Below are 24,241 nucleotides of genomic sequence, written 5' to 3' on the forward strand. Positions count from 1 at the left end.
CCGAAGCACCGTTATTGATGAGAGCTAATAACGATTAGAAGTTGTATTTCACCCCTAACATCACTGCAGTATCGCTGTAACCTTTGTCGCCCAATTGCTGGCCAACGTTACCCCAGACATTCAGTTGCTTGTTCAATTGCCCCTCAACACCCACTTTCAGTTCACCGATATTCTTCGCGCCAGCTTGTTTCACTTCAACCGCGTTCATATTGGTGCCAAAATCTTTGGTGTTGTGGATCCAGTTGGCTTCCACAAACGGTTGGAACTCGCGATCCTTGCCATTATCACTTTCGTGGTGGCCTTTCATATAAGAACGCAGCCCCAGACGGGTCTGGATATTACCGTCGCCTTGACCACTCACCTGAGTACCGTTTGCTTCACGGTGCTCGTCAGCCTTCACACCCATCCAGGTGATTTGGGCTTTCGGCTGGATAAAGTACGTTTCGTTCTTAGACTTATTCTCGCCGATTTTAAAGGTGTAGCCGCTCTCGACCGACGCGGTGATCCCTTTCGATTTATACTCTTCCGTCGCCAGACCGTCGCCCTGCACGCTATTGTTAAACCAGCTGTACTGCGCCCAACCGTCAACATACAAGCCCGACTTGTCTTCGTCGTTGGCATACCAGGTGCTGTACACCCCGGCGGTGTAACCATCAACCGAACCACTCGACTTATAGCCCGATTTCGCGTGGGTGTCGCTTTTGCTATTACCGTAACCGGCCATCACACCCAGGTGTAAACGGTCCAGACCATCGTTGCTCCACTGGGCGATATCGCCACCCAATTGCATCACATAGCGGTTGCTTTGGGTTTTCAACTGACCACTGGTGTCACGTGAACGGTTATGTCCGCCTTCGTTACGCAGCCACATGCTGGTCACTTTCTGCTCGCCAGTCAGGGCGTCGATATACTGTGTTTCGCCCAAACGATCGTGCAGACGCGTCACAAACATAGTGTTGGCTGCGGCCAGGTTCGCGGTGTAGCTGCCGGCTTCAGGACGTTTAGTTTCCTCGCCTGGGCCCACTGGATTTTCTGGATCAACCGGGTTCTCTGGATCAATCGGCAAATTACTCAGGCTGGTCAAATACCAGTTACTGGCGTTTGAACCCACCCCACGTACGAGTGAGTAATCATATGCACCCGCTACGATACGGCCAGGGTTCACAAACTCACCGTCGGATTGACCATTCACCTGAATGAGCTCAATACCGTTTAAGGTTTTAGCGCCCGTACCGCCCGCATTATCTACGCTTACGTTAGTGGTGCCGCTGGTGTTACCGTTCACAATCATGCTGTCGGTGGCAGAGCTGTCGTCGCCCAGCGCGGTGTTGAAGTGCAGCAGACCGTTGTTGCCAATATAGTTGCCGTTGACCACTAATTGGTTACCGGTGGTGCCCGTACCGTCACTGGTCTTGTTACCGATAAATACCGTGCCGCTGTTGGTTAAGTCAGTGCCAACGGTAAAGATATTACTGGCCGGCGCCAGGCGAGCCAGACGGCCCATCGCCGGTACCACCGGTGCCGTTGGGTTGCCCACAAACAGCACGCCCTGGTTATCAACCGCGCCCGCTACACCACCAAAACCGCCCATAAAGGCACCGCTGGCTATATTCACCTGCTGGCTTGCCAGCGTCATGGGGTCAGCACTGCTGCCTAACATCAGGCCACCCGCATTGATATCTGTCTGGCCGGTATAGGCCGCAGATTGTGTCAACGATACGGTGCCTGTGCCGTTTTTAGTCAGGCTGCCACTGCCGCTAATGCTGTTGGCCAGCAACCAGTCACTCGCACTATTGAGCACCAATGCGCCGTCGTTGGTGACCGCCGCCGTCCCCAGATGTTCTGCCTGAGAAGCAGTTAACTGGCTGCCGTTCGTGATAGCAAACAGGCCGCTGAACAGGCTGTTATCACCGCTCAATGTGATGTCGCTGCTATCTTCCAGCACCACACTGCCGGCATCACTGATAGCATTTGCTAACTGGCCCGCAGCCCCTTTCAGTGTCAGCAGACCGGCGTTAACGATATTGCCATCGCCCAGACCCGCTGCATTGTTCAGTAACGCTTGTGCGCCACTGGCAATGGTGGTCACCGCGCTCAGGCCAGTATTGGCACCCTTAACGCTCAGCACATTGGCGGCAATTGTCAGCGCGCCACTGCCGGTCAGTTCACCCTCAGACATACCGCCCTGACTCAAGGTTAAGCTGCCACCATTGAGATCAACCGTTGAGCCCGCAGTACTGTTCAGTTCGCCCACGGTTTGGCTGTGACCCTTCATGTCAAAGGCGGTATCTGCTGCCAGTGATAACAGCGAGGTATTCCCCAACACATTATCATTCAGCATCTGCAAGGTGCCGCTGCGTACATCGGTAGAACCGGTGTAATCATTGTCCAGATTGGACAGTGTTACCGTATTTCCTGCACCGGTATCAATCGCCAACTCACCACTGCCCGTCACTTTGGCACTCAAATCCGCCGCAGGACCGGTTTTATTGGTGGCATACAGCGCCAGTGCATCTGCACCGCTGCCCAGCAGTTCAACTTCGGTCAGGCCGTAACCGATATACAAACCGTCGTTACCCGTACCGCTGCTCAGGCGATAATCGTAAGTGCCTTTGGCGACCGTGGTGCCATTTTGTGCAATATCGGCCGTGGTGGCATCGGTAATGACATTGCCATCCTGGTCTTTCAGCACCAGATTGCCACCATTGCCTTGCACCACCACATCACTCACCGCCAGTTGCAGCAAGGTATTGGCATCATCCTGCTCCATGATGGGCAGTACCGGATTGACCGGCGTCTGGCTGTTGTCGACGCTGTCGATGTCCACCACCACCGTCCCGGTGCCCAGCAGGTTCATCTCTTTGGTGGTATGGATAGTGCTTTTCGCCACCGTCTCACCCGGAGTGCCGGTGTTAAATTTCACCGTACCGCCGTCAAAGGCCAACCCACCGATAGTTTGCACACCGTCACCGACGGTGGTGATACTGTCCGCGCCCAGTTTCAGGGTGGCATTCACTAATGCTGCCGTGTTATCCGCCGCCAGTTCAAAGGTGGCGTGACCTAATGCCAGTACCCCGTTAAAGGCGTTCTGTGCCGCATTGGCCGTAAAATCAAAGGCATTACCGGCGGTATTAACGGCCATCGTGCCGAGGCCGTTCAACTTGCTGTTAAAGCTCACGGCATTCAGGTTATTAACCTGCAACAGACTGCCGTCACCCAGATTAAAACCGGTGTTGGCATTGTCATCCTGACTGTCACCCAGCGCCAGCAGCACATTGTCCAGTGTCAGCGTTGAGTTATTGATCAGGTTGATGTATTCCATATTCTGGATGGCATCAGCATCACTCAGGGTATACAGCGAACTGTCCAGCGTCAGCGTATCGCTGCCGGTACCGCCGTTCAGTGAGCTGAACACGCCGGTATCGGCTAATGTCAGCCCTTTCAGAATGAAGGCATCATCGCCGCTGCCGGTGGTGAAGTCAGTGCCTTTACTGCCTTGCATCAGGGTCACGGTGTTGTTGCCCGCTAACAGATCCACCTTGCCAACAATTGTGCCACCCGTGGCGTTGGTAAATGCCAGACCCGTCCCAGTATTGGTTACGACAGCCTGCTGCGTGGCGCTGTTGGCTTGAATGGTACCGCTGTTGACGAAGCTGGTGACATAACCGTTATTGATGTCCACCACCGGGCTGGTGAGTGATGTTGATATCAGGTTACCGGACTGCTCGACACGGCCGGTAGTGCCTTTGACAATCAGGGCTGCACCGCCTGCGGCATCATTGACGTTTACGCTGGCACCGGTTTTCAGATCCTGACGGGAGTTGGTGACAATCCCTTTGCCCGCGGCTGAATTGACGTTAATCACCAGACCGGCCGAGTCGGACATGTCCAGCGTATTATCGGTGATGGTGTCGCCGGTGTTGGCAAACAGAATACCGGTACCGCTGCCGTTGACATTGATCGTGCCAGAGTTGGTTGCCGCCAGGGAGGCACCGGTACGAATACCTGCACCATTACCCACCGTCAGCGTGGTGTCTTTTAACTGAATACCGGTAATTTCCGCTTTGTTTTCAATCGCATTACCTGTGCCGCCCGCGGTCATGGTGATGGTTGCGCCATCCACGGTCAGTGCTGTGGCACCGGTATCAAGCAGTACGCCATGGGCAGTGCCGCCCGCTTTGGTTTCACCGTTACCGGATAAGGTCAGGCTCGCCCCCGCACCCAGCAGATAAGCGGCGGTGCCGTCGGTTGCGTTGACGGTACCGCTGTTATTCACGGTAGAGTTAGCACCCTGAATATTGACCGCAGTCCCATTGACTGTGATGAGGTTTTGGTTGGTCAGAATCCCGCCGTCTACCAGCACGCCAGTACTGCCTGCTTGTGTAAAATCAATGGAGCCATTGTGGATAAGCTCACCGCCATTACGGGCGATATAGCCATAGGCACCAGACGCGGTGTTACCGGTGGTCAATACCGCCGAACTGGTTAAGACAGATTTTCCGGTAGCACCGGTGGCAATACCATCCAGGCCGTAGTAGTTGCCATCGACGATACCGGCAGTAGCCCCATCACCGCTCAATTCCAGGCTGGCATCTGCCGTGATGGTGCCGCTGGCGCCACCCTCGACTTTTACCCCAGTAGAGCCCTCGCCCAGGATGTTCATTGTCAAAGCACCCGAATTAAAAGTACTGTTCTCCCCGGTAACCTGGATAAGTGTTGAATTGATACCGTCAGCATCTAATGTAGAAGCATTGCTCCCCGCGAAACTGGCTCCGGTATCAATACGATATAATATCGAACCTTCAGTGGAGACTTTTTCATTACCCACGGCGCTATTATTAATGGTTGAACCAGCGCCAAATGCATAGTAACCAATCTGGTTTTTACCACTTTTAAATTCTACCTGCCCATTAGCACTGACATTGATTGTTCCATTATTACGGGCATGGACGCCGATGGTGCCGTCGCCATATAGGTTAACGTTACCTGTCAGATTCGCTACAGCATTATTACCTTCGGCCCAGATACCGTAATTAGCCCGACCTGAAGCATCGACACCACCATTGATATCAATCTCACCAGAGCTTGAGGCAGAAGCACTATCATTCACTTTTGTGGCATCAGAAAATACCTTGATACCGACTGAGTTGGTGCCATTGAGGATAATTTTACCGGTATTATTGACGTTACGGGTCTTCTCGGTAGAGGAAATACCAATGTTAATACCAGTCGGATCGCTGCTTGCACCATTGATAGTAATAGTACCAGCCTGATTTACAGTAGTATTAGCACCGCGAGCATCGATACCAACGCTGTTACTTGTCTTGCTTCCAATAATAATATGTCCGCTGGCATTATTATTAAATGTACCGTTGCCAGAAAGATATACTGCATAGGAACGCATTTTAATCAGTAGATCATCTGCCACCTGACCAATTTGACGCTGTGCTTCACGACCAATATAAATCAGGCCATTATTATTAGACGTTGAAGTACCTTGAGTAACGATACCACGATTATAATAGCCACCAGCCGCATCACCAATCTCAGCTGTGGAAGCCATATTAATAGTACCGTTGTTGGTAAATTGGGTGGTATCACTTAATAGTGCCACTGCAGTGCTCGCACTGCTGGTACGGGAGGCTACGTTAATAATGCCGTCATTGGTGACCACAGAGCTACCATTGGCTAAAATCGCAGTATGATCACCGATTGTCACATCACGTTTTTGAGTTGCAGCGAAGTCTTTGATTTCGTCATTGGTACCCGCATCTATAATCCCGGTCACACTATTATTGACCGTGCTGTTTGTTGCGAAAACAATATAGGTACCTGAAATGGTAGCTGCAGCAGAGCCAATAGTCCCATTATTGTTCAATGTTGCGCCGTTGGTTAAACGGATTAACGATGCATCAGTGTAGAATGCCTGAATATTTGCGTCAGTGCCTACGTTAACAATAGAGTGCTTACCCTCGCCATGAATAAAGGCAACCTGGTCTTTATTAACTAAATAATTAACTGCGTCATCAACACTGATTTTAGGATCTAAGATAACTTTTTGTGCGGTATTATTATTTTTTAAAGCAAGTGCCAACTGAGCTGCATACTCTTTGTCAGTCAATGTTACTTTGTTATCTTTAATCGCCTGAATAAGCGCTTCATTATAGGCTTTTAATTCTGCAAAATTAGTGACGTTTTGCTGACCGATAACACTCGTGAATTCGCCTGTGTAATCGTCAATGACAAATGAAGCCGCATAGCTTGAACTATCGGAAATATTGTTATTACGATTGCCTAAGCTAACAATAGTTTTCCCATCATAGTTAAGAACCGTATCACTTACCGAAGTATTATCAGAGACAACATGGAACACTGACGTTGTTGTTGCTGCTTGTTGTGTGTCAGTTTTCTTCTGCGTACCTTTTAAGATAGCATTAAAATAGTTGGCAGTGTCTGATGTCCAGTTAGAGCCGGTGCTACCCACATTTACAGTCATATCACTATTAGGTTGCAGCACGAAGAATCGGCGATCGACATATTGCCCATCAACACCGACTGGAAGTGAAGTAGTAACATTAATCGCTGAAGCAGGGGCACTTTGCATTTTACTGCTATCGTAAACATTGACACTCACTTTTTTGCCGGTGATCGGGTCAACATATTCAATAGCTGTTGTTTGCGCACCAATAATGAGTCGATTGAAATCGATCAATTCCGCACCAGATGTAATCAGAGACCGATCAAGTGCCCCTAAGGTCGTGCTTATATAACCGTTTTGGCCTTTAGCTATGTTCGCAAAGCTCCCCGACAAGGTATTACCTGAACCTGTGGAGATCTGTTCAAATTGAACTTCAGGTGTAAATCCGGGAACACTTATATCTGCAGCAAAAGCAGAGTTCGTCCCTAATGTAAACATCAAGGTAATGGCAATCTGGTTCAGGCGAGAGGGTGTCGTTAAACCTAAAGTTGTATCGACAGTTTCTGCACCTGAGCAAAATGACTTAATCTTTTTTCCTGATTTAGAAAACTCAGATGCAACATCGTAGCGACCTAAGGCACTATTCCAAATGACTTTAAATACTCGATTCATAAAACGCTCAATTTTCTCTATTTATTTTGGGTTATAATTAACGAGCAACATTTTTCACTTAACCAAAAAGTAAGTGTGTTGGTGAACTGCCACTGGTGAATGCTTTAAATCTGATGTTGCATTATTGGTACTTATAGTAAACGTACGGGGTTATACATATATATAGGAGAGAAAGACTACTTTTGTAGGAATAATCCCACGGCGGACGAGGAGCTAACAATTAAGGTTTATATATCAATAGATTAATTTAATTTCTTGGATAGGAATAATCTCATAATGATATGAAAGTCTTATGTAAATTAGTCTTGTTTTTTATTTTAAAACGTAATCAATTATAGGCATTTATCGGCAAGGATAAATAATATATGTCTCTTTTTAATAGAGATATTCTCCTTTTAATTCTTAACAAAAACACTATATTTAATATTGCCTATTTAATTTTAGTGAGAGTTCTTAACTAAAACCGCTCAATTATGCATAAAAAGAAAATTTATTAGTAGTTATGATCACAAAACTGATGAGTGCGATGCATCGCTCCAAATATGACTGACCTGTCCCTTGGAATAGATGCCGCTCTCTATGAGTGATATGGGTTCCTTCATGCTCGAAATCCCCCGTCAACCAACCAGTGGATGTGAAAAGGGTGTTCCGCCATTGGGGATGTGACAAATTTATCCTGAACTGCAGTGTGTAACGCGATGAGCACGCAGAAATCGGGGTGAGTGAGGTCCTTGGGTAGATATTAACAGGTGGTGTTGCCATAAAGCCTTAGAGGTCGATTAAAATTGATTCCAATGGAATCAAGGCTTGGTGACAGTGGCAACCTCAAGTGAGTGAGGGTAAGCTAGGCGCATGCTGCTAGTATCTGCTAAACTCGTGATATTGATAAGCTACTGAAAATCAGATGGTTATTAAAGTGTAGGTTGAAATTAAGATTTTACTCTACGCGCTTAAAAATACCATTAAAATCAAATAGGAAAGAATAATGGCTAACAATCGTAGTCGTCGTTTACGCAAGAAGATGCATATCGACGAGTTTCAGGAATTGGGTTTTTCCGTACAGTGGACCTTCCCTGAAGGGACTGGTGTTGATGTAATTGATAAAACTGTCGATGCTTTTATCGATGAAGTCATTGAAGCCAATGGTCTGGCATTTGATGGTAGTGGCTACTTGCAGTGGGAAGGTTTGATTTGCCTGCAAGAGATCGGTCATTGCACTGATGAGCACCGTGCATTGGTTACTAAATGGCTGGAAGCTCGCAAGTTGAAAAATGTAGAAACCAGTGAGTTATTTGATATCTGGTGGGATTGATCTTCCGGTTTAACGGCAGATAATTAATAAGGGCGCCTAAGCAGGCGCCTTTGTTTTTATCAGGCATGGCTAGTGGAAGCTGTTACTAAGTTCTATTGGGAGCATTTTTTTGGCAAAAATTTTAGAGGTAGCAACAATCTTAAATAATGCCTTACTGGCAGATATCTTACAGCAGGTTCGCCCGCTGATTGGTCAGGGGAAGGTTGCTGATTATATTCCCGCATTAGCGGAGGTCTCGGCAGATAAGCTGGGCATTGCTGTGTGTACTCTGGATGGCGAGATTTTTCAAGCCGGAGATGCTGATGAACGCTTCTCTATCCAATCGATTTCGAAAGTGTTAAGTCTGACTCTGGCATTATCCCGTTACGGCGAGCAAGAGGTGTGGCAGCGGGTAGGCAAAGAGCCCTCCGGCCAGCCCTTTAACTCACTGGTTCAGCTAGAATTAGAGAAAGGTAAACCACGCAATCCTTTTATTAATCCAGGGGCGCTAGTGGTATGCGATATGTTACAAAGCCGCTTGAGTGCGCCGAAACAGCGGATGTTGGAAGTGGTGCGCCAGCTCGTGAGCGATGATAGCATCAGCTACGATCCTCGAGTGGCTCGTTCTGAGTTTGAACATTCAGATCGTAACGCGGCTATCGCATATCTGATGAAGTCTTTTGATAATTTTGATAACGATGTGCTGACGGTACTGCAGACCTATTTCCACTACTGCGCCCTGCGCATGAGCTGTGTCGAACTGGCTCGCTGTTTTGTCTATCTGGCGAATCAGGGGCGCAGTATTGGTAGGCATAGCCCGCTGATTACGCCGATACAGGCGCGGCAAATTAATGCCTTGATGATTACCAGTGGCATGTACGATGGGGCGGGTGAATTTGCCTTCCGCGTTGGTATGCCGGGCAAATCCGGGGTAGGTGGTGGCATTATCGCCATTGTGCCGGATGAGTTGTGTATTGCGGTGTGGTCACCAGAATTGGACCATGCGGGGAACTCTCTTGCCGGAACTGCTGCCTTAGAGCTATTGGCACAGCGGATTGGCCGCTCCATTTTTTAAATGTCTATCCCAGTTTAAAATGTCACCCTGATTTCCCATTTTTGAATGTCACTTTTTATCCAAATTCTGAAGAGAAAAGGGCAGTCAGGTCATCTTTTCAGACTGGGTTTGAACAGGGGCGGGTCGGCAAGTACCGGGTTCATTGCCCTCAGTTGTTCCTGAACCTGAGCACGCCTTTTAGGCATATGTTGGCTGCGATTTCTTTTCCCCGCTGTCTCGAGTTCGTCCTGCTTTTCCTGCGCTAATTTCAGAACTGCCCCCAGTCGCTTGTTGTCCACAATGCGGCCCTGATCGATACAGGCCAGCTTGTCGAATACCTGATACTTCAGCGTTCTGTTGCCATAGCGGAACGCCAGCGTGCCGTCCGGATAGTCAAAAGCCAGGATTTTCTCACCCGCAATATGCGCATTTTCCCCCGAGGGTTCAACAAGATAAAGCATCTTATCATATTGAAAGGTCAACGATTTTGAGAGCGTACGCAGCGTCTGCCAGGCAAAAATATCATCCAGCTCTGAGCGGTTCTCGCTGACAGGTCGATGGAGGTCTTTCGGGTAGGTTGCGGGTCTGGCGAATCGACGATTAAAGTCGCGAATAAAAACGTCCAGCCACGCATTGGCCGCGTCAATGCCACTGATGTTTTCCAGCCGCATCTCCTTAATCAGCCGATCCTGCAGCGTCAGGTTGGCACGCTCGACGCGCCCCTTAGCCTGGCTGCTGTTAGCACATATCAGTTCAATATTGAGATCATGCAACGCACGTCCGAACTGAGTCATGCCGGTCCGACGAGTCTCAGCCTGGCTGACTCTGAACACAGCATGCTTGTCGCTATAAAACGCCACCGGCTTGCCGTGTTTATCCACGTACTCGCGCGTTGCCAGCATGTAGTCGAAGGCTGATTCGCTCTGACAAAATCGCAGATGCATCAGGCGACCGGTGGCATCATCGATGTAAACCAACAGGCAGCACTTGGAGGCACGTCCTTCAAACCAGTCGTGGTGTGAACCGTCGATTTGAATGAGTTCACCCAAACAGTCGCGTCGATAACGGGGCTGATAAACTCGCGGTCGCCGATGGGCATGCGGCACCCAGAGACCGTCGGCAGTCATCCAGCAGCGCAACGTCTCGACAGAAACGGAAATCCCATGGCGCTCCTGAAGCTTTTCTGCGGCAAGTGTGGGCCCGAAACCGACGTAATTTTCACGTAGCAGCGTCAGTATCCGATGGCGCAGTGCAATATCAATGCGATGAGTTCCGGGCAAACCGCGACGGCTGTTCGTCAGCCCGGCAGCACCGGATTCCCTGAAGCGGTTCATCAGACGTTGTACCTGACGTTCTGTGAGATCCAACTGAGAGGCGGCATCACGGCGACGCAGGCGCTTTTCAACAACGGCCTGGATCACCGGCAAGCGGTGAAGTTCTTTATTGGACATGGTTACCAGCATCAGAAGAGATCTCCCAGAAAGGTGGAAAATGCGCCGTATCTGGGTGACATTATAAACTAGCTAAAAAGTGACATTATCAAATGGGACTTACATTAAAACAGCGCTTCAGGAGTCTTATGTTACATAAAATGAAAGCATTACGAACGGCAGCCCTGACGGTATTGATGCTGACTGCCGGACAGGTGCAAGCTGAATATCAGTGCAGTGTAAAACCGCAGGATGATGTGATTATCAGCCCGCAATCTGTGCAGATAGTGGGAGCCAGCGGTAATTTGCAGATTTCGCCTGATGGCGATGTTACCCGTAATGGTAAAACACTGACGCTGACCGATGCGCAGCGCCAACAGGCGTTCCGCTACCAGACTGCGTTGCGCAAAGATTTGCCGTGGATAGATCAGGGCGCGCAACAGCATCTTGAAAAAGCACGAGTTTCTTTGGATAAAGTGATTATTCAACAACTGGGGAGCAGCAGTAATGTGCGCAACCGACTCACCACATTGAATGATCAACTAAAGCAACAGATGAACCGTATCATTGAGAAACGTAGCGATGGTTTAACCTTCCATCATCAGGCCATCGATCAGGTAGAAAAAGATGGTCGCCAGTTGGTGCAGCAAAGTATGGGCGGTGTGTTGCAAGATAGCTTGAACGAGATGGGGGTTAAGCAGGCGACTAGTGGTAGTGGTGGTAATAATCCGTTGCAAGCCATTATGGGCAATCTGGGTGGGTTACAACAGGCTATTCAGAACGAATGGAATAATCAGGAACAGGAGTTCCAGCAGTTTGGCCATGAAGTCTGTGGGCGGGTGACGACACTGGAGCAGCAGCGTAAGGATTTACTTAAGGCGCTGAACTAAATCCCCTTGATATTCAATCCATTGTGGGTTAGCTAAAGCAGGTTTAGGTTGTAGGCTTCGCCTGAACCTGCTTTTTTACGCATAGATTTACAAAAACAGTTCTAGCAGTGAATTAAGGAATAATTTTCCTTTCTCGGTAATTTGCCAGTACTCCTCTGTTTCGATTAAATACCCTTTGGCCAATGCCTCGTCTAACTGTGGGCGAATAGTGCTTTCAGCCAGACCAGTGAAGTGGTAGAAATCTGCCCGTGGTGCGGCTTCTAATAACCGGAAACGGTTCATAAAGAACTCAAAAGGCCGGTCAGCCGTTTCCACTTCATACTGTTTATCCAGATATTTACCCTGCATGAAGCCACGGGGATGTTTGGTCTTTATCGTCCGTAGGATGCGGCCATCGCTAAACGTGACTTTACCGTGCGCCCCGCAGCCAATTCCCAGATAATCACCAAAGCGCCAGTAATTGAGGTTATGTTGGCATTGGTAGCCCGGTTTGGCATAGGCCGAGGTTTCATACTGCTGATATCCGGCATCAGTAAGTAATTGATGTCCTTGCTGGAAAATATCCCACAGTGCATCGTCATCTGGCAAAACCGGCGGGCGTGAACTGAAACCAGTATTAGGCTCAATCGTCAGTTGATACCAAGATAAATGTGGCGGATCCAGTGCGATAGCTTGGCGCAAATCATCCAGCGCCTCTTCCAGTGTTTGATCAGGCAAGCCGTGCATTAAATCCAGATTAAAGCTACGTAAGTTCAGTGAGGTTGCCAGCTCTGCGGCTCGTTTAGCTTCATCTGGCCCATGAATCCGCCCAAGACGCGTTAATTTCTGTGCGCTAAAGCTTTGTACGCCGATGGAGATACGGTTAATACCGGCGCGTTGATAGCCGCTGAAGCGGTCAGCTTCGACAGCGCCTGGGTTTGCTTCCATGGTGATTTCAGCACCGGCTGTAAGGGGTAATCTGGCACGCACACCATCAAGCAGTTGTTGCATCGCTGCGGCACTGAGTAAACTCGGGGTGCCACCACCAATAAAAATAGTGCTAATTTCACGACCACTGGCCAGTGGTACGTCGGCATCAAGATCCGCTAATAAGTGCTCTACATATTCCTGATGAGGAACATCACCTTTCAGTGCATGAGAGTTAAAGTCACAGTAAGGGCACTTCTGCACACACCAGGGAATATGAATATAGAGACTGAGCGGCGGTAACTTAAGCATTACGCAGCGCATCCAACATCAGTTTCAGCGCCTGACCACGGTGTGATACTGCATGCTTCTCTTCACGAGTTAATTCTGCGGCGGTTTTACCCAACGCCGGGATGTAGAAAATAGGATCATAACCAAATCCAGCCGCACCAGCAGGTTGATGGGCAATCACACCCGGCCATTGGCCGTGAAATACTAAAGGTGTTGGGTCTTCTGCATGGCGCATGTAAACCAGCACGCAGTGGAATTGGGCACCACGTTGTACATCAGGGGTATCTTTCAACGCCACTAGCAGTTTTTCGAGGTTATCTTGATCACTGGCATCAGTACCCGCGAAGCGTGCGGAGTAAATCCCTGGTGCGCCACCTAGCGCATCAACAGCAAGGCCCGAGTCATCGGCGATAGCAGGCAAACCGGTAATTTGTGCGGCATGGCGCGCTTTTAATATGGCATTTTCGATAAAAGTTAAGCCAGTTTCATCGGCGGATTCTACGCCTAGTTCGGTTTGTGCGACCACATCCAAACCAAAATCGGCCAGCAAATTTGCCAACTCACGCACTTTGCCGGGGTTACCGGTGGCTAATACTATTTTTTGCATGGAGGGATCCTGAATTTTATTAGAGCTGACAGTTATTCTTGCGGAAGTCTCTATCACTCGAGCAGTGCCGCAACTTCTGGCGGGATCTGTTGCGGATTAACAATTTTGATCTGTTTGTGCCGCCCCTGTTCACCTTTTTCGATAACTACCTGGCTTTTCGCTACCCGAAATTGTTTAGCGATAAACTTGATCAAGTGGGTATTAGCTTGGCCATCTACCGGTGGGGCGGTAATGGCGATTTTCAGTTCATCGCCATGTAAACCGACTATCTGATCACGGCTGGCTTTGGGCTGAATATATAGCCTCAGAACCAGCCCGTCCAGCAAGGGTGTTACTGCACTCACAGCATAACCCAAAGCTCGCCTAACATATCCATACCTAAGAAGTTGATCAGATACAGGATAAGAATAACGATCATCGCCGAAAAATCGATACCGCCCATGGCAGGCAAGATGCGGCGAATCGGAGCCATTAAAGGCTCAGTCAACTGATACAGCAGATAGTCCATCGGACTACGGCCTTGGCTTACCCAACTCATCAATGCACGGATAATCATTACCCAGAAAATCAGGTAACCGGCAGCTTTAAACAGTGCAATAACACCAAACAGCAGATTATAAGGGTTGAGTGAGATAGCACCGCTACCAATCAGCAGCAACAGTGGGAACTTAATGGTCATCAGCAGGTATGCCAGCAGCAGTGATGCGCTGTCGATTGGCCCCATGGAAGGAATGATCCGACGCAATGGACCAATAATCGGCTGGGTAATTTTCACCACAAATTGTGAGAATGGGTTGTAGAAATCGCTGTGAACCCACTGCATCCAGATACGCAACAGCAGTACCATCACATACAGGTCAATGACCGTTTTGGCCAAAAAAGTCAGCGTTAGCATGAGTTGCTTTAGTCCTTATCCTTAATATTGGATATACACAAATAGAGAATCTATCAGCGTACTTTATAAGCCCCTATCTTAACGAGAAAGCAATAAGGGTAGTGTCGGATTTTGTAAATTTTGTCGTAGTTAGAACAGCTTTTCCATTTCTTTCGCCCGTTTGATAGCGGCTTGCATGGCGCTGGCAACAGTTTCTGGTAAATGCTGCTCGTTAAATACCCTAATTGCCTCGGCCGTCGTCCCTCCTTTCGAGGTCACCTGTTTACGTAGTGTCGAAAGTGGCAATTGCGGGTTAGCTTCCACGAGTGCAGTCGCTCCAGAGGCGGCTTGTTGCACCAGTAGGCGTGCGGTTTCACTATCAAAACCTAACCGTTCGGCTTCTTGTTGCATTGCTTCCATAAACAGGAAGAAATAGGCCGGTGCACTGCCTGCTGCGGCAATAACGTTGTTGATGCCGTTTTCATCATTCACCCAACAGACTTTTCCTACCGAGCTCATCAGCGAGGCGGTAAAGTTACGATCGTCCTGTGAAACCTGCTCTGGTGCATATAGGCCGCTCATCCCTTTACCCACCAGAGATGGGGTATTAGGCATAATACGCACCAAATTGAGTTTATCCCCCAATAGCGCATAGAAACGTGCAACCTGAACACCTGCAGCAATGGAAAGCACTAGTTTGCCGGTGAAATCGACATTATCTCGCAATGCCTGACATACATCGGCCATTAATTGAGGTTTAACCGCTAAGACGATCACCCCAGCCTTTTGTGCTTGAGTGTTATTATCATCACTACTGATGACACCAAATTCAGCGGCCAGAGCATCACGATTTTTAGCTGAAGGTGCGCAAACGCTGATCATTTTAGCGGGATAACCACCGGCAACCAACCCTGCAATAATTGCGCGAGCCATATTGCCAGCGCCAATGAATGTTATGTTGCGATGTTGCATCAATTTCTCCTATGCCCTTGGTACTTAAAGCCGCAGCCCGAAGGTGTTAATTAACATTAGCGGCTCTGACGCTACTGACTTTGGGGGTTAAGCGCGGGTACCAAAAATGGCGGTACCAATACGCACTAATGTACTTCCGGCACTAATAGCGGCTGCCATATCATCTGTCATGCCCATAGAAAGCGTATCCATCTGAGGGTAGCTGGCTTTTAAAGTCAAGAAAGCCTGATGCATTTGCTCAAATACCGCCAGTTGTCGCGGGTAATCGCTTTCCGGTGCCGGAATAGCCATCAATCCGCGTAAATTCAGGTTAGGCAGCTCACTAATACTGGCTGCTAATGCGGGTAGCTCTGTTAAGGCAACCCCAGATTTACTTTGCTCATCACTGATATTGACCTGAATCAGTACGTTCAGTGCGGGCATTGCTGCTGGGCGCTGAGTGCTTAGGCGCTGCGCTATCTTCAGCCGATCAACGGTATGACACCAGGCAAAATTTTCTGCCACTAACCGGCTTTTATTGGATTGCAGCGGGCCAATAAAGTGCCATTCAAGATCGGCGCTATTGGCAAAGTAGTGGATTTTATCTACCCCTTCCTGCACATAGTTTTCGCCAAAAGCATATTGCCCTGCCACGATGGCCTCTTCGATAGCGCTCACAGGTTTGGTTTTACTAACTGCAAGCAATGTCACTTCTTCTGGAGAGCGTGCGCAATTGTGTGCAACTGTTGCGATCCGCGCTCTGACATCCTGTAGATTCTGCTCAATTGTGCTCATATGGACCCAGGAGTTTGATATGGATTTCACCAGTCTGGATGATAAAAACACAGACCAGGATAACCCTGTATTTAGCGATGGCACAGCTAAATGCATTGACTTAGAAAGCCCCGAACATACCGATGATGGCTTTGATGAACAGGACTTCGCGAATAAGGTGGCGGCTAGTGTAAATCATAACGCATCGGATCTGCACCTTTGTACCGGTTATCACCCGGTATTACGTATTGATGGCGTACTGAAAACCTTCACTCACTGGCCACGGGTGAGTGTCAACTGGCTCAATAAGCTCAGTCGGCACTTATTAAGCGAGGCGCAGTATCGCCGATTGCGGGAAATGGGGCAGGTGGATTGTGCTTATACGACAATTAGTGGACAACGGCTACGGGCTAATATTTTTCAGCAACAGCAGGGGCAATCGGTAGCTTTTCGTATTATCTCTGCGGCATGCCCATCACTGGAAGAGTTGGATGTCCCACCGATTATTCACCAACTCGTTGAGCAAGATAATGGGTTGATTCTGGTTACTGGTGCGACAGGCAGTGGTAAGTCCACGACATTAAGCGCGATGATCAGTGCCATCAATCAGCATCAGGCTCGTCATATCATTACGCTTGAAGATCCGATTGAGTTTGTTCATAGCAGTCTTTCATGTTTGATCCAGCAACGGGAGCTGGGGAGCCATACCCAATCTTTTAGTCATGCCTTAACTGGAGCATTGCGTCAGGATCCCGATATCATTTTGTTGGGTGAGTTACGTGATCTGGATACGATTCGTTTAGCTCTGACTGCCGCTGAAACGGGGCATTTGGTGCTGGCTACGCTACATACTCGTACAGCAACACAGGCAATTGATCGGCTGGTAGATGTTTTCCCTGCGGCAGAGAAAGCCACTATTCAGGCACAATTGGCAGCGAGCTTACGTGCGGTTATCGCACAAAAGTTATGTAATAAAACAGCCGGTGGGCGCATTGCCGTTTTTGAAATTCTGATACAAACCACTGCCGTCAGCCATTTGATTCGTGAAGGTAAATCCTATCAGCTCCCGAATGTGATACAAGCTGGCGCGCAATGGGGGATGCAAACCTTTGAGCAAGGGATGGTGCGGCGGGAGAGGCAGGGGATATTGGCAGAGAATAATGTTAGCCAATTAACATAGCGCCGCTAACCAACAGTAAGTGATTCGGGTGAATGAGAGCCGCTAACACTGCCACGGCTCCAGGTAGGAAGAAGTTACCCAAAGTAATTGGGGTTGTGGCAAGGCAGCAAACGAATAAACCCCGATGAGCTTACGATCTGTAAGTGATTCGGGTGAATGAGAGCCGCTAACACTGCCACGGCTCCAAGTAAGAAGGGTAATTATGCTGACGGGATCTGCTGAGTAATACAGTGAATATTCCCCCCACCGAGCAGGATCTCTCGGGCGGGAACACCGGTAATCACAAAGTCTGGGAACATCTGCTGCAACAGATCTTGCGCCACGCCATCGGTACGGTAATCTAACAACGGGTAAATGATTTGTTGGTTACTGATCAAAAAGTTGACGTAAGAGCCAGCCAGTCGTTCACCAGCGGTACGGGGAACCGCATCGCTGGATAGCACATCGAAAGTCTCTTCTTCGGTGTTATACAGTGGGCCGGGAGCCGGTAGTTTCCAGATTTTTAGCTTGCGGCCTTTGGCATCAACCGCATTGGATAACACATCAAAAGCAGCAACTGATCGTGCGTACTGTGGATCTTGTTGATCGTCGGTCCAATGTAGGGCAACTTCACCCGGGCGAACAAAACAGCACATATTGTCGATATGACCATCAGTTTCATCGTTATAGACGCCATCTTGCAACCAGATGAAGTGTGTAACACCCAGGTATTCACGCAATAACTGTTCAATCTGTGCTTGATTCAGATGCGGATTGCGGTTTGGATTCAGCAAACATTCAGCGGTGGTTAGCAAAGTGCCTTCACCATCGGTATGAATCGAACCACCTTCTAATACCAGTGGGGCGCTGTAATAGGCGTTATGCAGGAAGTCACTCACTTGAACGGCAACTTTCTCATCTTGTTGCCAGTTGGCATACAGGCCACCGTTAAGGCCGCCCCATGCGTTGAACTGCCAATCCACAGCGCGGCGTTCACCGCTACCGTTAATCACCATCGTCGGGCCGGTGTCACGCATCCAGGCATCATCACTGGCCATTTCGACCAATGTTACGTTAGCAGGCAGGGTTGCTTTAGCCTGAGCCATAAATTCAGCTGGCACGCCCATAAATACGGGGGTTGTACCGCTGATGGCCTCAGCAACTTTGGCAAACGTCTGCTGAGCGGGAGCCCCCTTGCCACGCCAGTTATCTTGACGGTATGGCCACAGCATCCAGACCGCATCCTGCTTTGCCCACTCGGCAGGCATAAAGAAGCCATCCTGCTGTGGTGTGCCGGGTAGGGCTTGTGAAGCTGAAGCTTGTAAAATCGCATCTTGTGCAGACATAAATTATCTCCGGGTCTTGCCGTCAGAAGTGGCTAAAGCTTGATACATTTCTGGGCGGCGATCGCGGAACAAGCCCCATGAAGCGCGCTGGGCAGCGATTTCTTGTAAATCAAATTCATGTACCAAAACAGCCTCATCCGTTTTGTTGGCCTGAGCCAGCAGAGCGCCAGTCTGGTCAGCAATGAACGAAGATCCGTAGAAGGTCATTTCCAGGCCCGCTATAAATTTACTTTTCTCGGTACCGATACGGTTAGATGCAATTACGGGCACCAGGTTTGCAGCGGCGTGGCCCTGCTGTACGCGGGTCCAGTGTGGTTGGCTATCGATTTCAGGATAGGCAGGTTCAGAACCAATCGCGGTCGGGTAGAAGATGATTTCCGCACCAAGCAGTGCCAGGCTACGGGCCGTTTCCGGGAACCACTGATCCCAACAGATGCCAACGCCTACTTTGGCATAACGAGTTTGCCAGACTTTAAAACCGGTATCGCCCGGAATAAAGAATTGTTTTTCCTGATAAGCCGGGCCGTTAGGAATATGGGTCTTACGGTATACATCTAACACCGAGCCATCAGCATCAATCATAACCAGCGAGTTATAATAAGCATTGTTGGCTTTCTCAAAGAAGCTCAGCGGTAACACTACTTCCAGCTCGGCTGCCAACTTGGCGAAGTGCTTAATTAACGGGCTACTATCCAGCTCTTGGGCCAGTGCATAGTGTTCCGGGCTTTGATCAATACAGAAATAAGGTGCGGCAAACAGCTCCTGAATCAGGATGATCTGTGCACCTTTGGCATGCGCTTGACGTACCAGTTTCTCGGCATTTTCAATGTTCTTAGGTAGGTCCCAAGAGCAAGCCATTTGGGTCGCAGCAACAGTCACTTTTGTCATGAGAAAACCTCAATAAATGTAAAAAACACCCGCATGGGGTGTGCAATATTTGAGCCGCTGATTGGCATAGGTTCAGTATACAATCCTGTGGGTACAGGTGTCACGATATGCGGGGGATTGCCAAACCAGACGGTGGAAACATAATCTGGGTAACCGTATCTGAAGCTGAATAAAAACCTATTCAGCCAGCCTGTTCATCAAACCAACTTTCCAGAATAATGACCGCAGATGCAGCATCGACACTGCCTTTATCCAAAGCACGGTAGCCGCCACTGTCAAATAAGTTGGCGCGGGCTTCTACGGTGCTGAGGCGTTCATCCTGTAAGGCTATTTGTACACCAAAGCGGCCATGTAAGCGGTTGGCAAACCTGCGCGCGCGGGTAGTTAGGGGTTGCTCGGTGCCATCCATATTCAGCGGCAGTCCGACAACGACTAAATCAGGTTGCCACTCTTTCAGCAGTTTTTCGACTTTCTGCCAGTCTGGCGTGCCATCCTGCGCTTTAAATGACGTTAGTGCGCGGGCAGTGCCGGTCACTTCTTGGCCAATAGCTACGCCGATACTTTTAGTCCCAAAATCAAAGGCAACAATCGTGCGATTAGCCATTAGGCGTGTCCTGCTTGCGGAGCAATATTAAAGATATTGATACCCAACTTGTTGGCCGCAGCTTGCCAACGTTCTGCAATTGGCGTGTGGAACAGAATGTTGGTATCAGCCTCAATCGTCAACCAGGTGTTATCCAGCAATTCCTGCTCTAGTTGCCCCTTTTGCCAGCCTGCATAACCCAATGCCACCAGTAGATTTTTAGGTTGTTCTGGCGTCCCTAGGGTCTCCAATACATCTTTGGAGGTGGTTATCATCGTATCGGCTGAGATAGGAATACTGGAGCCGAATCCCTCCCGTGGTGAATGCAGGATAAACCCCCGATCCTCTGCCAGTGGCCCACCGGTTAATACCGGTTTATCCAGACGTATCGCCGGGTCTCGCGGTGAAGGGCTGATTTTCAGTTTTTCCAGCACAGTTTCTACCGTGAACTGTTCCATAGGTTTGTTTATCACTAAGCCCATTGCGCCCTCTTGGTTATGCTCGCAGATGTAAATAACCGAGCGCATAAATAGGGGGTCTTGGAGTGAAGGCATAGCGATAAGAAAATGATGCTGTAAATTCATTATGTTATATAGGGGATTCGCTGAGTTAAGGGGTGAACTTTTGTCAGTATGCGGATAAATGCCAATAAAGTCACGGATCCCCTTCGTCCTTGAAGCCGCAGGGGTGTTGGCTGCGTTCACGCACCCGAATCACTTGACTGCGTAAGCTCATCGGGATTAATGAGCCTCATCCTTGAGGCTCACCCTGCGGGCTAGCATAAATGCTGTTCAAATCGGTTCCTGACCGATTTGTTACTCTCTTGCCGCCTGCCTGCAACACCCATGACTTTGGGGAGGGTATCTGGTTTATTTATTAGCTAACCGCGCTTCGATTGCATCCATCAGCATTTTGGTAATGGACACATCCGGGAAGGCAGCTTCAATTTCACGGATGCAGGTCGGACTGGTGACGTTAATTTCAGTCAGGCGATCGCCGATAATATCTAACCCGACGAAAATTAAGCCTTTTTGCTTCAGTACCGGCGCGACAGCGCGGGCAATCGCCCAGTCGCTCTCACTGAGTGGACGGGCTTCGCCTCGGCCGCCAGCTGCCAGATTACCCCGAGTTTCACCTTGCGCCGGGATACGTGCCAGGCAGTAAGGCACCGGCTCGCCGTCAACCACCAAGACCCGTTTATCGCCTTCTTTGATGGCTGGCAGGAAGTTCTGTGCCATGCAGAATCGGTTGCCCAATTCGGTCAGAGTTTCAATAATCACCGACAAGTTAGGGTCATCTTGTTTCACACGGAAGATTGAGGTCCCCCCCATACCATCCAGCGGTTTCAGAATGATATCACCGTGTTTTTGATGGAATTTACGAATGCGGTCTTTATTGCGGCTGACCAGAGTATCCGGCGTTAATTCAGGGAACCAGGCGGTAAACAGCTTCTCATTACAGTCACGCAGGCTCTGCGGCTTGTTCACTACCAGTGTGCCCTTATCTTCTGCGCGCTCCAGAATATAGGTGGCGTAGATGAATTCAGTATCAAACGGCGGATCTTTGCGCATCAGGATGACATCAAGGTCGTGCAGGGGAATATCCTGTTCAGCGCCGAAACTGAACCAACTCTCTTTATCCTGTTTTACGCTGAGTAGACGGGTACTGGCTCGGCCTTCACCACCCTGTAAGTACAGGTCACCCATCTCCATGTAATGCAGTTCCCAACCGCGGCGCTGTGCTTCCAACAGCATGGCGAAGCTGGAGTCTTTCTTGATATTAATGGACGAGATTGGGTCCATTACGATGCCGAGCTTGATCATTCTTCTCTCCTAATGGGAACGAATTTTATCCCAGATCACCAAACCGCACCTGTAAAGCAGTGATTGCGGTAAGAGCTGTAGTTTCGGTACGTAGAACTCGTGGACCTAGCAGGATATCAGTAAATCCAAGGCGCGAGGTCATGGCAATTTCATCGGCAGAGAGGCCGCCCTCCGGGCCAATCAACAAACGCACGTTGTTGAGTGTAGGGGGAAGGGTATTGATGCTGTTGCTGGCGCGCGGATGCAGATTCAGTTTCAGGCTATCATCCTGCTCAGCACACCAGTCTGATAGTTGCATGGCGTTGCGGATTTCCGGGATCCTATTGCGGCCACACTGCTCGCAGGCAGCGATAGCAATTTTCTGCCACTGCTGGAGTTTCTTCACTAAACGCTCGCCATCGAGCTTAACCCCACAACGTTCAGAAAACAGCGGAGTAATCACATTGACACCCAGCTCAATCGATTTCTGCACGGTAAATTCCATTTTCTCGCCCCGGGAGATCACCTGACCCAAATGTAAGCTCAGTGGTGATTCACGGTCTTCCAATTGCCCTTCACCAAGCCGAACCCGCAGATTTTTTTTATCTGAGCGGACAATTTCGGCAGCGAAGACCTGATTGCTACCATCAAATAGTTGCAGGCTTTGCCCCTCAACCATACGGAGCACGCGGCCTACATGATTGGCTGCCTCATCGCTCAACGCCAGTTCGGTATTCGCCTGCAAAGGCTGTGGATGATAAATGCGGGGTATGCGCATGGGTTGCTCTAAGTCCTGAAACGAAAACATACCGCGCAGCGAGTGGTGCCACGCGAAATAAATAAGTGCCTAAGGAGACCAGAGGCAGGGAAGTATCAACCCATATACTAGATTAGCCTTTTTGCTGCTGGCAAGCCCGTTGTACATAAGGGTTATGATTACCCTGAGCTTTCGCTATCCGCTCATCACGTTGGCATTCCCAGTTGGTGACAGGGTACTGGCGGTTCCAGACCTCAAACAGCTTGCTTTGTTGGCTGGAAAGTCGCAGTTGATATTGATCGCGCATATAAAAATAGGTGCGGGCAATTGCTCCGCGAGCACGCGCTGGCGGCTCTGCCAGTTTATTTTTAAAATCAATTTTCATATCACATTGACCGTATTGGCCCTGGCCGCCATTCCATTGGGAATACATGAAGTTATTGCGGTCACCATTCACTTCGCCAATAGCCGGTTGCAGATTATGCAGATCAGTTTCTATTTGGCGATAGATGGGATCTTTAGTGCAGTTTTTGCGGCCACCTTGTTGCCAGCATTGGCGCTGGTGGCCAAATTGCCAAGCCGGAACCACATGCTCCCACTCGATCCTTGCTGCTCGCTGGGCGTTTTTTCTTGGTTGATAGCCACAACTTTTCAGGTCAGGAATACCTTTCTTACCTTGCCAATCAATTTTGCATCCGCAGTAAAAACTGCCGGGGGCATCCTGATTAATTTTTACAGCGACCGCTTTGGCCTGAGAAAAGTTATTAATGCTTTGACTGTGACTGACCAGAGGAAGCAACGAGGAGGATAAAACCAGCAAGAATAGAATATTGCGTAACATATCTCAAAACAGCCCGATGATGAAAAGCAGGCAGGTTATAGATAATACTGATGGATAGCAAATTAACATGCTGTTTTATAACAAGTAACACCAATTCCTAACAGCTTTTTAGCGCGTTAAATTGCAGCTTTTCACCACAGTGGCGGCAGCGATATTCGCTCTCGCCGCGCTGTACTTTATTGTGGCGACGAATGGTTAATGCATGTTGCTGGCATTTGCACTGATAATTGAAGGTCTTACTGCGCACCGAGGCGACTTCAAACTGGTGGGTGCGGCTGGCGGGGACTTGCAATACCTGCTCCATCATCCAGCGCCACTCTTTACCATGGGGAGCAACTCGGCCAAATTGGCGATAAACCAGCAAGTGAGCCAGTTCGTGCGGCACCACTTCCTCGATAAAGTCCTGCTGATTTTCCAGTAACAATACAGGGTTAAGACGAATCTCGAAGGATTGCAGATAGGCACTACCCGCGCTAGTGCCGCGTTGATGATAATTGATTTTCGGCTCCGAGTAGGCGGTGCCAAGATGTTGATTCGCTAACTGCAATTTGTGGCGCAGGCAGCGCATAACGGCTTGCTGTAACGCGATTGGGATTCGTTGTGTACTCATATCGCCGAAGAATAAAACGGTCGATAAGCAGATGCAAGCCAGTAGGCAGGACTATTTTGAGTAGATTATTATATAAAAACATATAATATAAAAATAT

At 49.1% G+C, this 24,241-nt stretch carries 20 protein-coding genes; 4 read left to right on the forward strand and 16 right to left on the reverse strand.

The window, feature by feature from the left end; genetic code table 11:
- Positions 1–34: 34 nt before the first annotated feature.
- Entirely contained in the window at positions 35–7,090 is a 7,056-nt protein-coding gene (locus A6J66_020815; protein ID PNM26380.1) for an autotransporter outer membrane beta-barrel domain-containing protein, read from the reverse strand.
- Positions 7,091–8,075: 985 nt separating this feature from the next.
- Here A6J66_020815 and A6J66_020820 point away from each other — a divergent pair.
- Both A6J66_020820 and A6J66_020825 read left to right on the forward strand, forming a co-directional pair.
- Complete coding sequence (locus A6J66_020820) at positions 8,076–8,402, forward strand: DUF469 domain-containing protein (protein ID PNM26381.1); 327 nt, start codon at positions 8,076–8,078, stop codon at positions 8,400–8,402.
- A 136-nt stretch (positions 8,403–8,538) separates the two neighbouring features.
- Positions 8,539–9,456: a glutaminase gene (locus A6J66_020825; GenBank protein ID PNM27107.1), complete on the forward strand. Its 918-nt coding sequence runs from the start codon at positions 8,539–8,541 to the stop codon at positions 9,454–9,456.
- An 89-nt stretch (positions 9,457–9,545) separates the two neighbouring features.
- Here the strand turns inward: A6J66_020825 and A6J66_020830 are convergent, their stop codons facing one another.
- A complete protein-coding gene (locus A6J66_020830; GenBank protein PNM27108.1) occupies positions 9,546–10,886 on the reverse strand; it encodes an ISNCY family transposase in 1,341 nt (446 codons plus the stop codon).
- 128 nt (positions 10,887–11,014) lie between these two features.
- Here A6J66_020830 and A6J66_020835 point away from each other — a divergent pair, with 128 nt between their 5' ends.
- The gene (locus A6J66_020835; GenBank protein ID PNM26382.1) at positions 11,015–11,755 is read left to right on the forward strand and encodes a DUF2884 domain-containing protein; all 741 of its coding nucleotides are present in this window, start codon (positions 11,015–11,017) and stop codon (positions 11,753–11,755) included.
- Positions 11,756–11,842: 87 nt separating this feature from the next.
- Here A6J66_020835 and A6J66_020840 read toward each other — a convergent pair whose 3' ends face one another.
- From A6J66_020840 to A6J66_020865, 6 genes are all read right to left on the reverse strand, one after another.
- Positions 11,843–12,973, reverse strand: coding sequence for a YggW family oxidoreductase (locus A6J66_020840; protein PNM26383.1), 1,131 nt, complete (start codon positions 12,971–12,973; stop codon positions 11,843–11,845).
- Positions 12,966–13,559 (reverse strand): non-canonical purine NTP pyrophosphatase, RdgB/HAM1 family, encoded by a 594-nt coding sequence (gene rdgB / locus A6J66_020845; protein ID PNM26384.1) that lies wholly within the window; start codon positions 13,557–13,559, stop codon positions 12,966–12,968. Before rdgB ends, A6J66_020840 begins: the two co-directional genes overlap by 8 nt.
- Positions 13,560–13,612: 53 nt before the next feature.
- Positions 13,613–13,903 carry a YggU family protein gene (locus tag A6J66_020850; protein PNM27109.1) on the reverse strand — a complete coding sequence of 97 codons (291 nt, stop codon included), beginning with the start codon at positions 13,901–13,903 and terminating at the stop codon, positions 13,613–13,615.
- On the reverse strand, positions 13,900–14,454 hold the full coding sequence (locus A6J66_020855; GenBank protein ID PNM26385.1) for a YggT family protein: 555 nt from the start codon (positions 14,452–14,454) through the stop codon (positions 13,900–13,902). The genes A6J66_020850 and A6J66_020855 overlap by 4 nt, the downstream gene beginning before the upstream one ends.
- A 129-nt stretch (positions 14,455–14,583) precedes the next feature.
- Positions 14,584–15,405: a pyrroline-5-carboxylate reductase gene (locus tag A6J66_020860; protein PNM26386.1), complete on the reverse strand. Its 822-nt coding sequence runs from the start codon at positions 15,403–15,405 to the stop codon at positions 14,584–14,586.
- 87 nt (positions 15,406–15,492) lie between these two features.
- Positions 15,493–16,179, reverse strand: coding sequence for a YggS family pyridoxal phosphate-dependent enzyme (locus tag A6J66_020865; protein ID PNM26387.1), 687 nt, complete (start codon positions 16,177–16,179; stop codon positions 15,493–15,495).
- Positions 16,180–16,273: 94 nt separating this feature from the next.
- Between A6J66_020865 and A6J66_020870 the strand changes: the two genes are divergently transcribed.
- Positions 16,274–17,338: a type IV pili twitching motility protein PilT gene (locus A6J66_020870; GenBank protein ID PNM27110.1), complete on the forward strand. Its 1,065-nt coding sequence runs from the start codon at positions 16,274–16,276 to the stop codon at positions 17,336–17,338.
- 200 nt (positions 17,339–17,538) lie between these two features.
- Here the strand turns inward: A6J66_020870 and aguA are convergent, their stop codons facing one another.
- The 8 genes from aguA to A6J66_020910 form a co-directional block, all read right to left on the reverse strand.
- On the reverse strand, positions 17,539–18,663 hold the full coding sequence (gene aguA / locus A6J66_020875) for an agmatine deiminase (GenBank protein ID PNM26388.1): 1,125 nt from the start codon (positions 18,661–18,663) through the stop codon (positions 17,539–17,541).
- 3 nt (positions 18,664–18,666) lie between these two features.
- On the reverse strand, positions 18,667–19,551 hold the full coding sequence (gene aguB / locus A6J66_020880; GenBank protein PNM26389.1) for an N-carbamoylputrescine amidase: 885 nt from the start codon (positions 19,549–19,551) through the stop codon (positions 18,667–18,669).
- A gap of 181 nt (positions 19,552–19,732) precedes the next feature.
- Positions 19,733–20,155 (reverse strand): Holliday junction resolvase RuvX, encoded by a 423-nt coding sequence (locus tag A6J66_020885; protein PNM26390.1) that lies wholly within the window; start codon positions 20,153–20,155, stop codon positions 19,733–19,735.
- The gene (locus A6J66_020890) at positions 20,155–20,718 is read right to left on the reverse strand and encodes a YqgE/AlgH family protein (protein ID PNM26391.1); all 564 of its coding nucleotides are present in this window, start codon (positions 20,716–20,718) and stop codon (positions 20,155–20,157) included. Before A6J66_020890 ends, A6J66_020885 begins: the two co-directional genes overlap by 1 nt.
- A gap of 285 nt (positions 20,719–21,003) precedes the next feature.
- Entirely contained in the window at positions 21,004–21,957 is a 954-nt protein-coding gene (locus A6J66_020895; GenBank protein ID PNM26392.1) for a glutathione synthase, read from the reverse strand.
- A gap of 25 nt (positions 21,958–21,982) precedes the next feature.
- Complete coding sequence (locus A6J66_020900) at positions 21,983–22,714, reverse strand: 16S rRNA (uracil(1498)-N(3))-methyltransferase (protein ID PNM26393.1); 732 nt, start codon at positions 22,712–22,714, stop codon at positions 21,983–21,985.
- Positions 22,715–22,826: 112 nt separating this feature from the next.
- The gene (locus A6J66_020905; GenBank protein PNM26394.1) at positions 22,827–23,534 is read right to left on the reverse strand and encodes a deoxyribonuclease I; all 708 of its coding nucleotides are present in this window, start codon (positions 23,532–23,534) and stop codon (positions 22,827–22,829) included.
- Positions 23,535–23,631: 97 nt separating this feature from the next.
- The gene (locus A6J66_020910; protein PNM26395.1) at positions 23,632–24,144 is read right to left on the reverse strand and encodes a SprT family zinc-dependent metalloprotease; all 513 of its coding nucleotides are present in this window, start codon (positions 24,142–24,144) and stop codon (positions 23,632–23,634) included.
- Between the last annotated feature and the right edge of the window lie 97 nt (positions 24,145–24,241).

Origin of the sequence: Yersinia enterocolitica, from assembly GCA_002082245.2 — a bacterium.
Taxonomy (GTDB): Bacteria; Pseudomonadota; Gammaproteobacteria; order Enterobacterales; family Enterobacteriaceae; genus Yersinia; species Yersinia enterocolitica_E.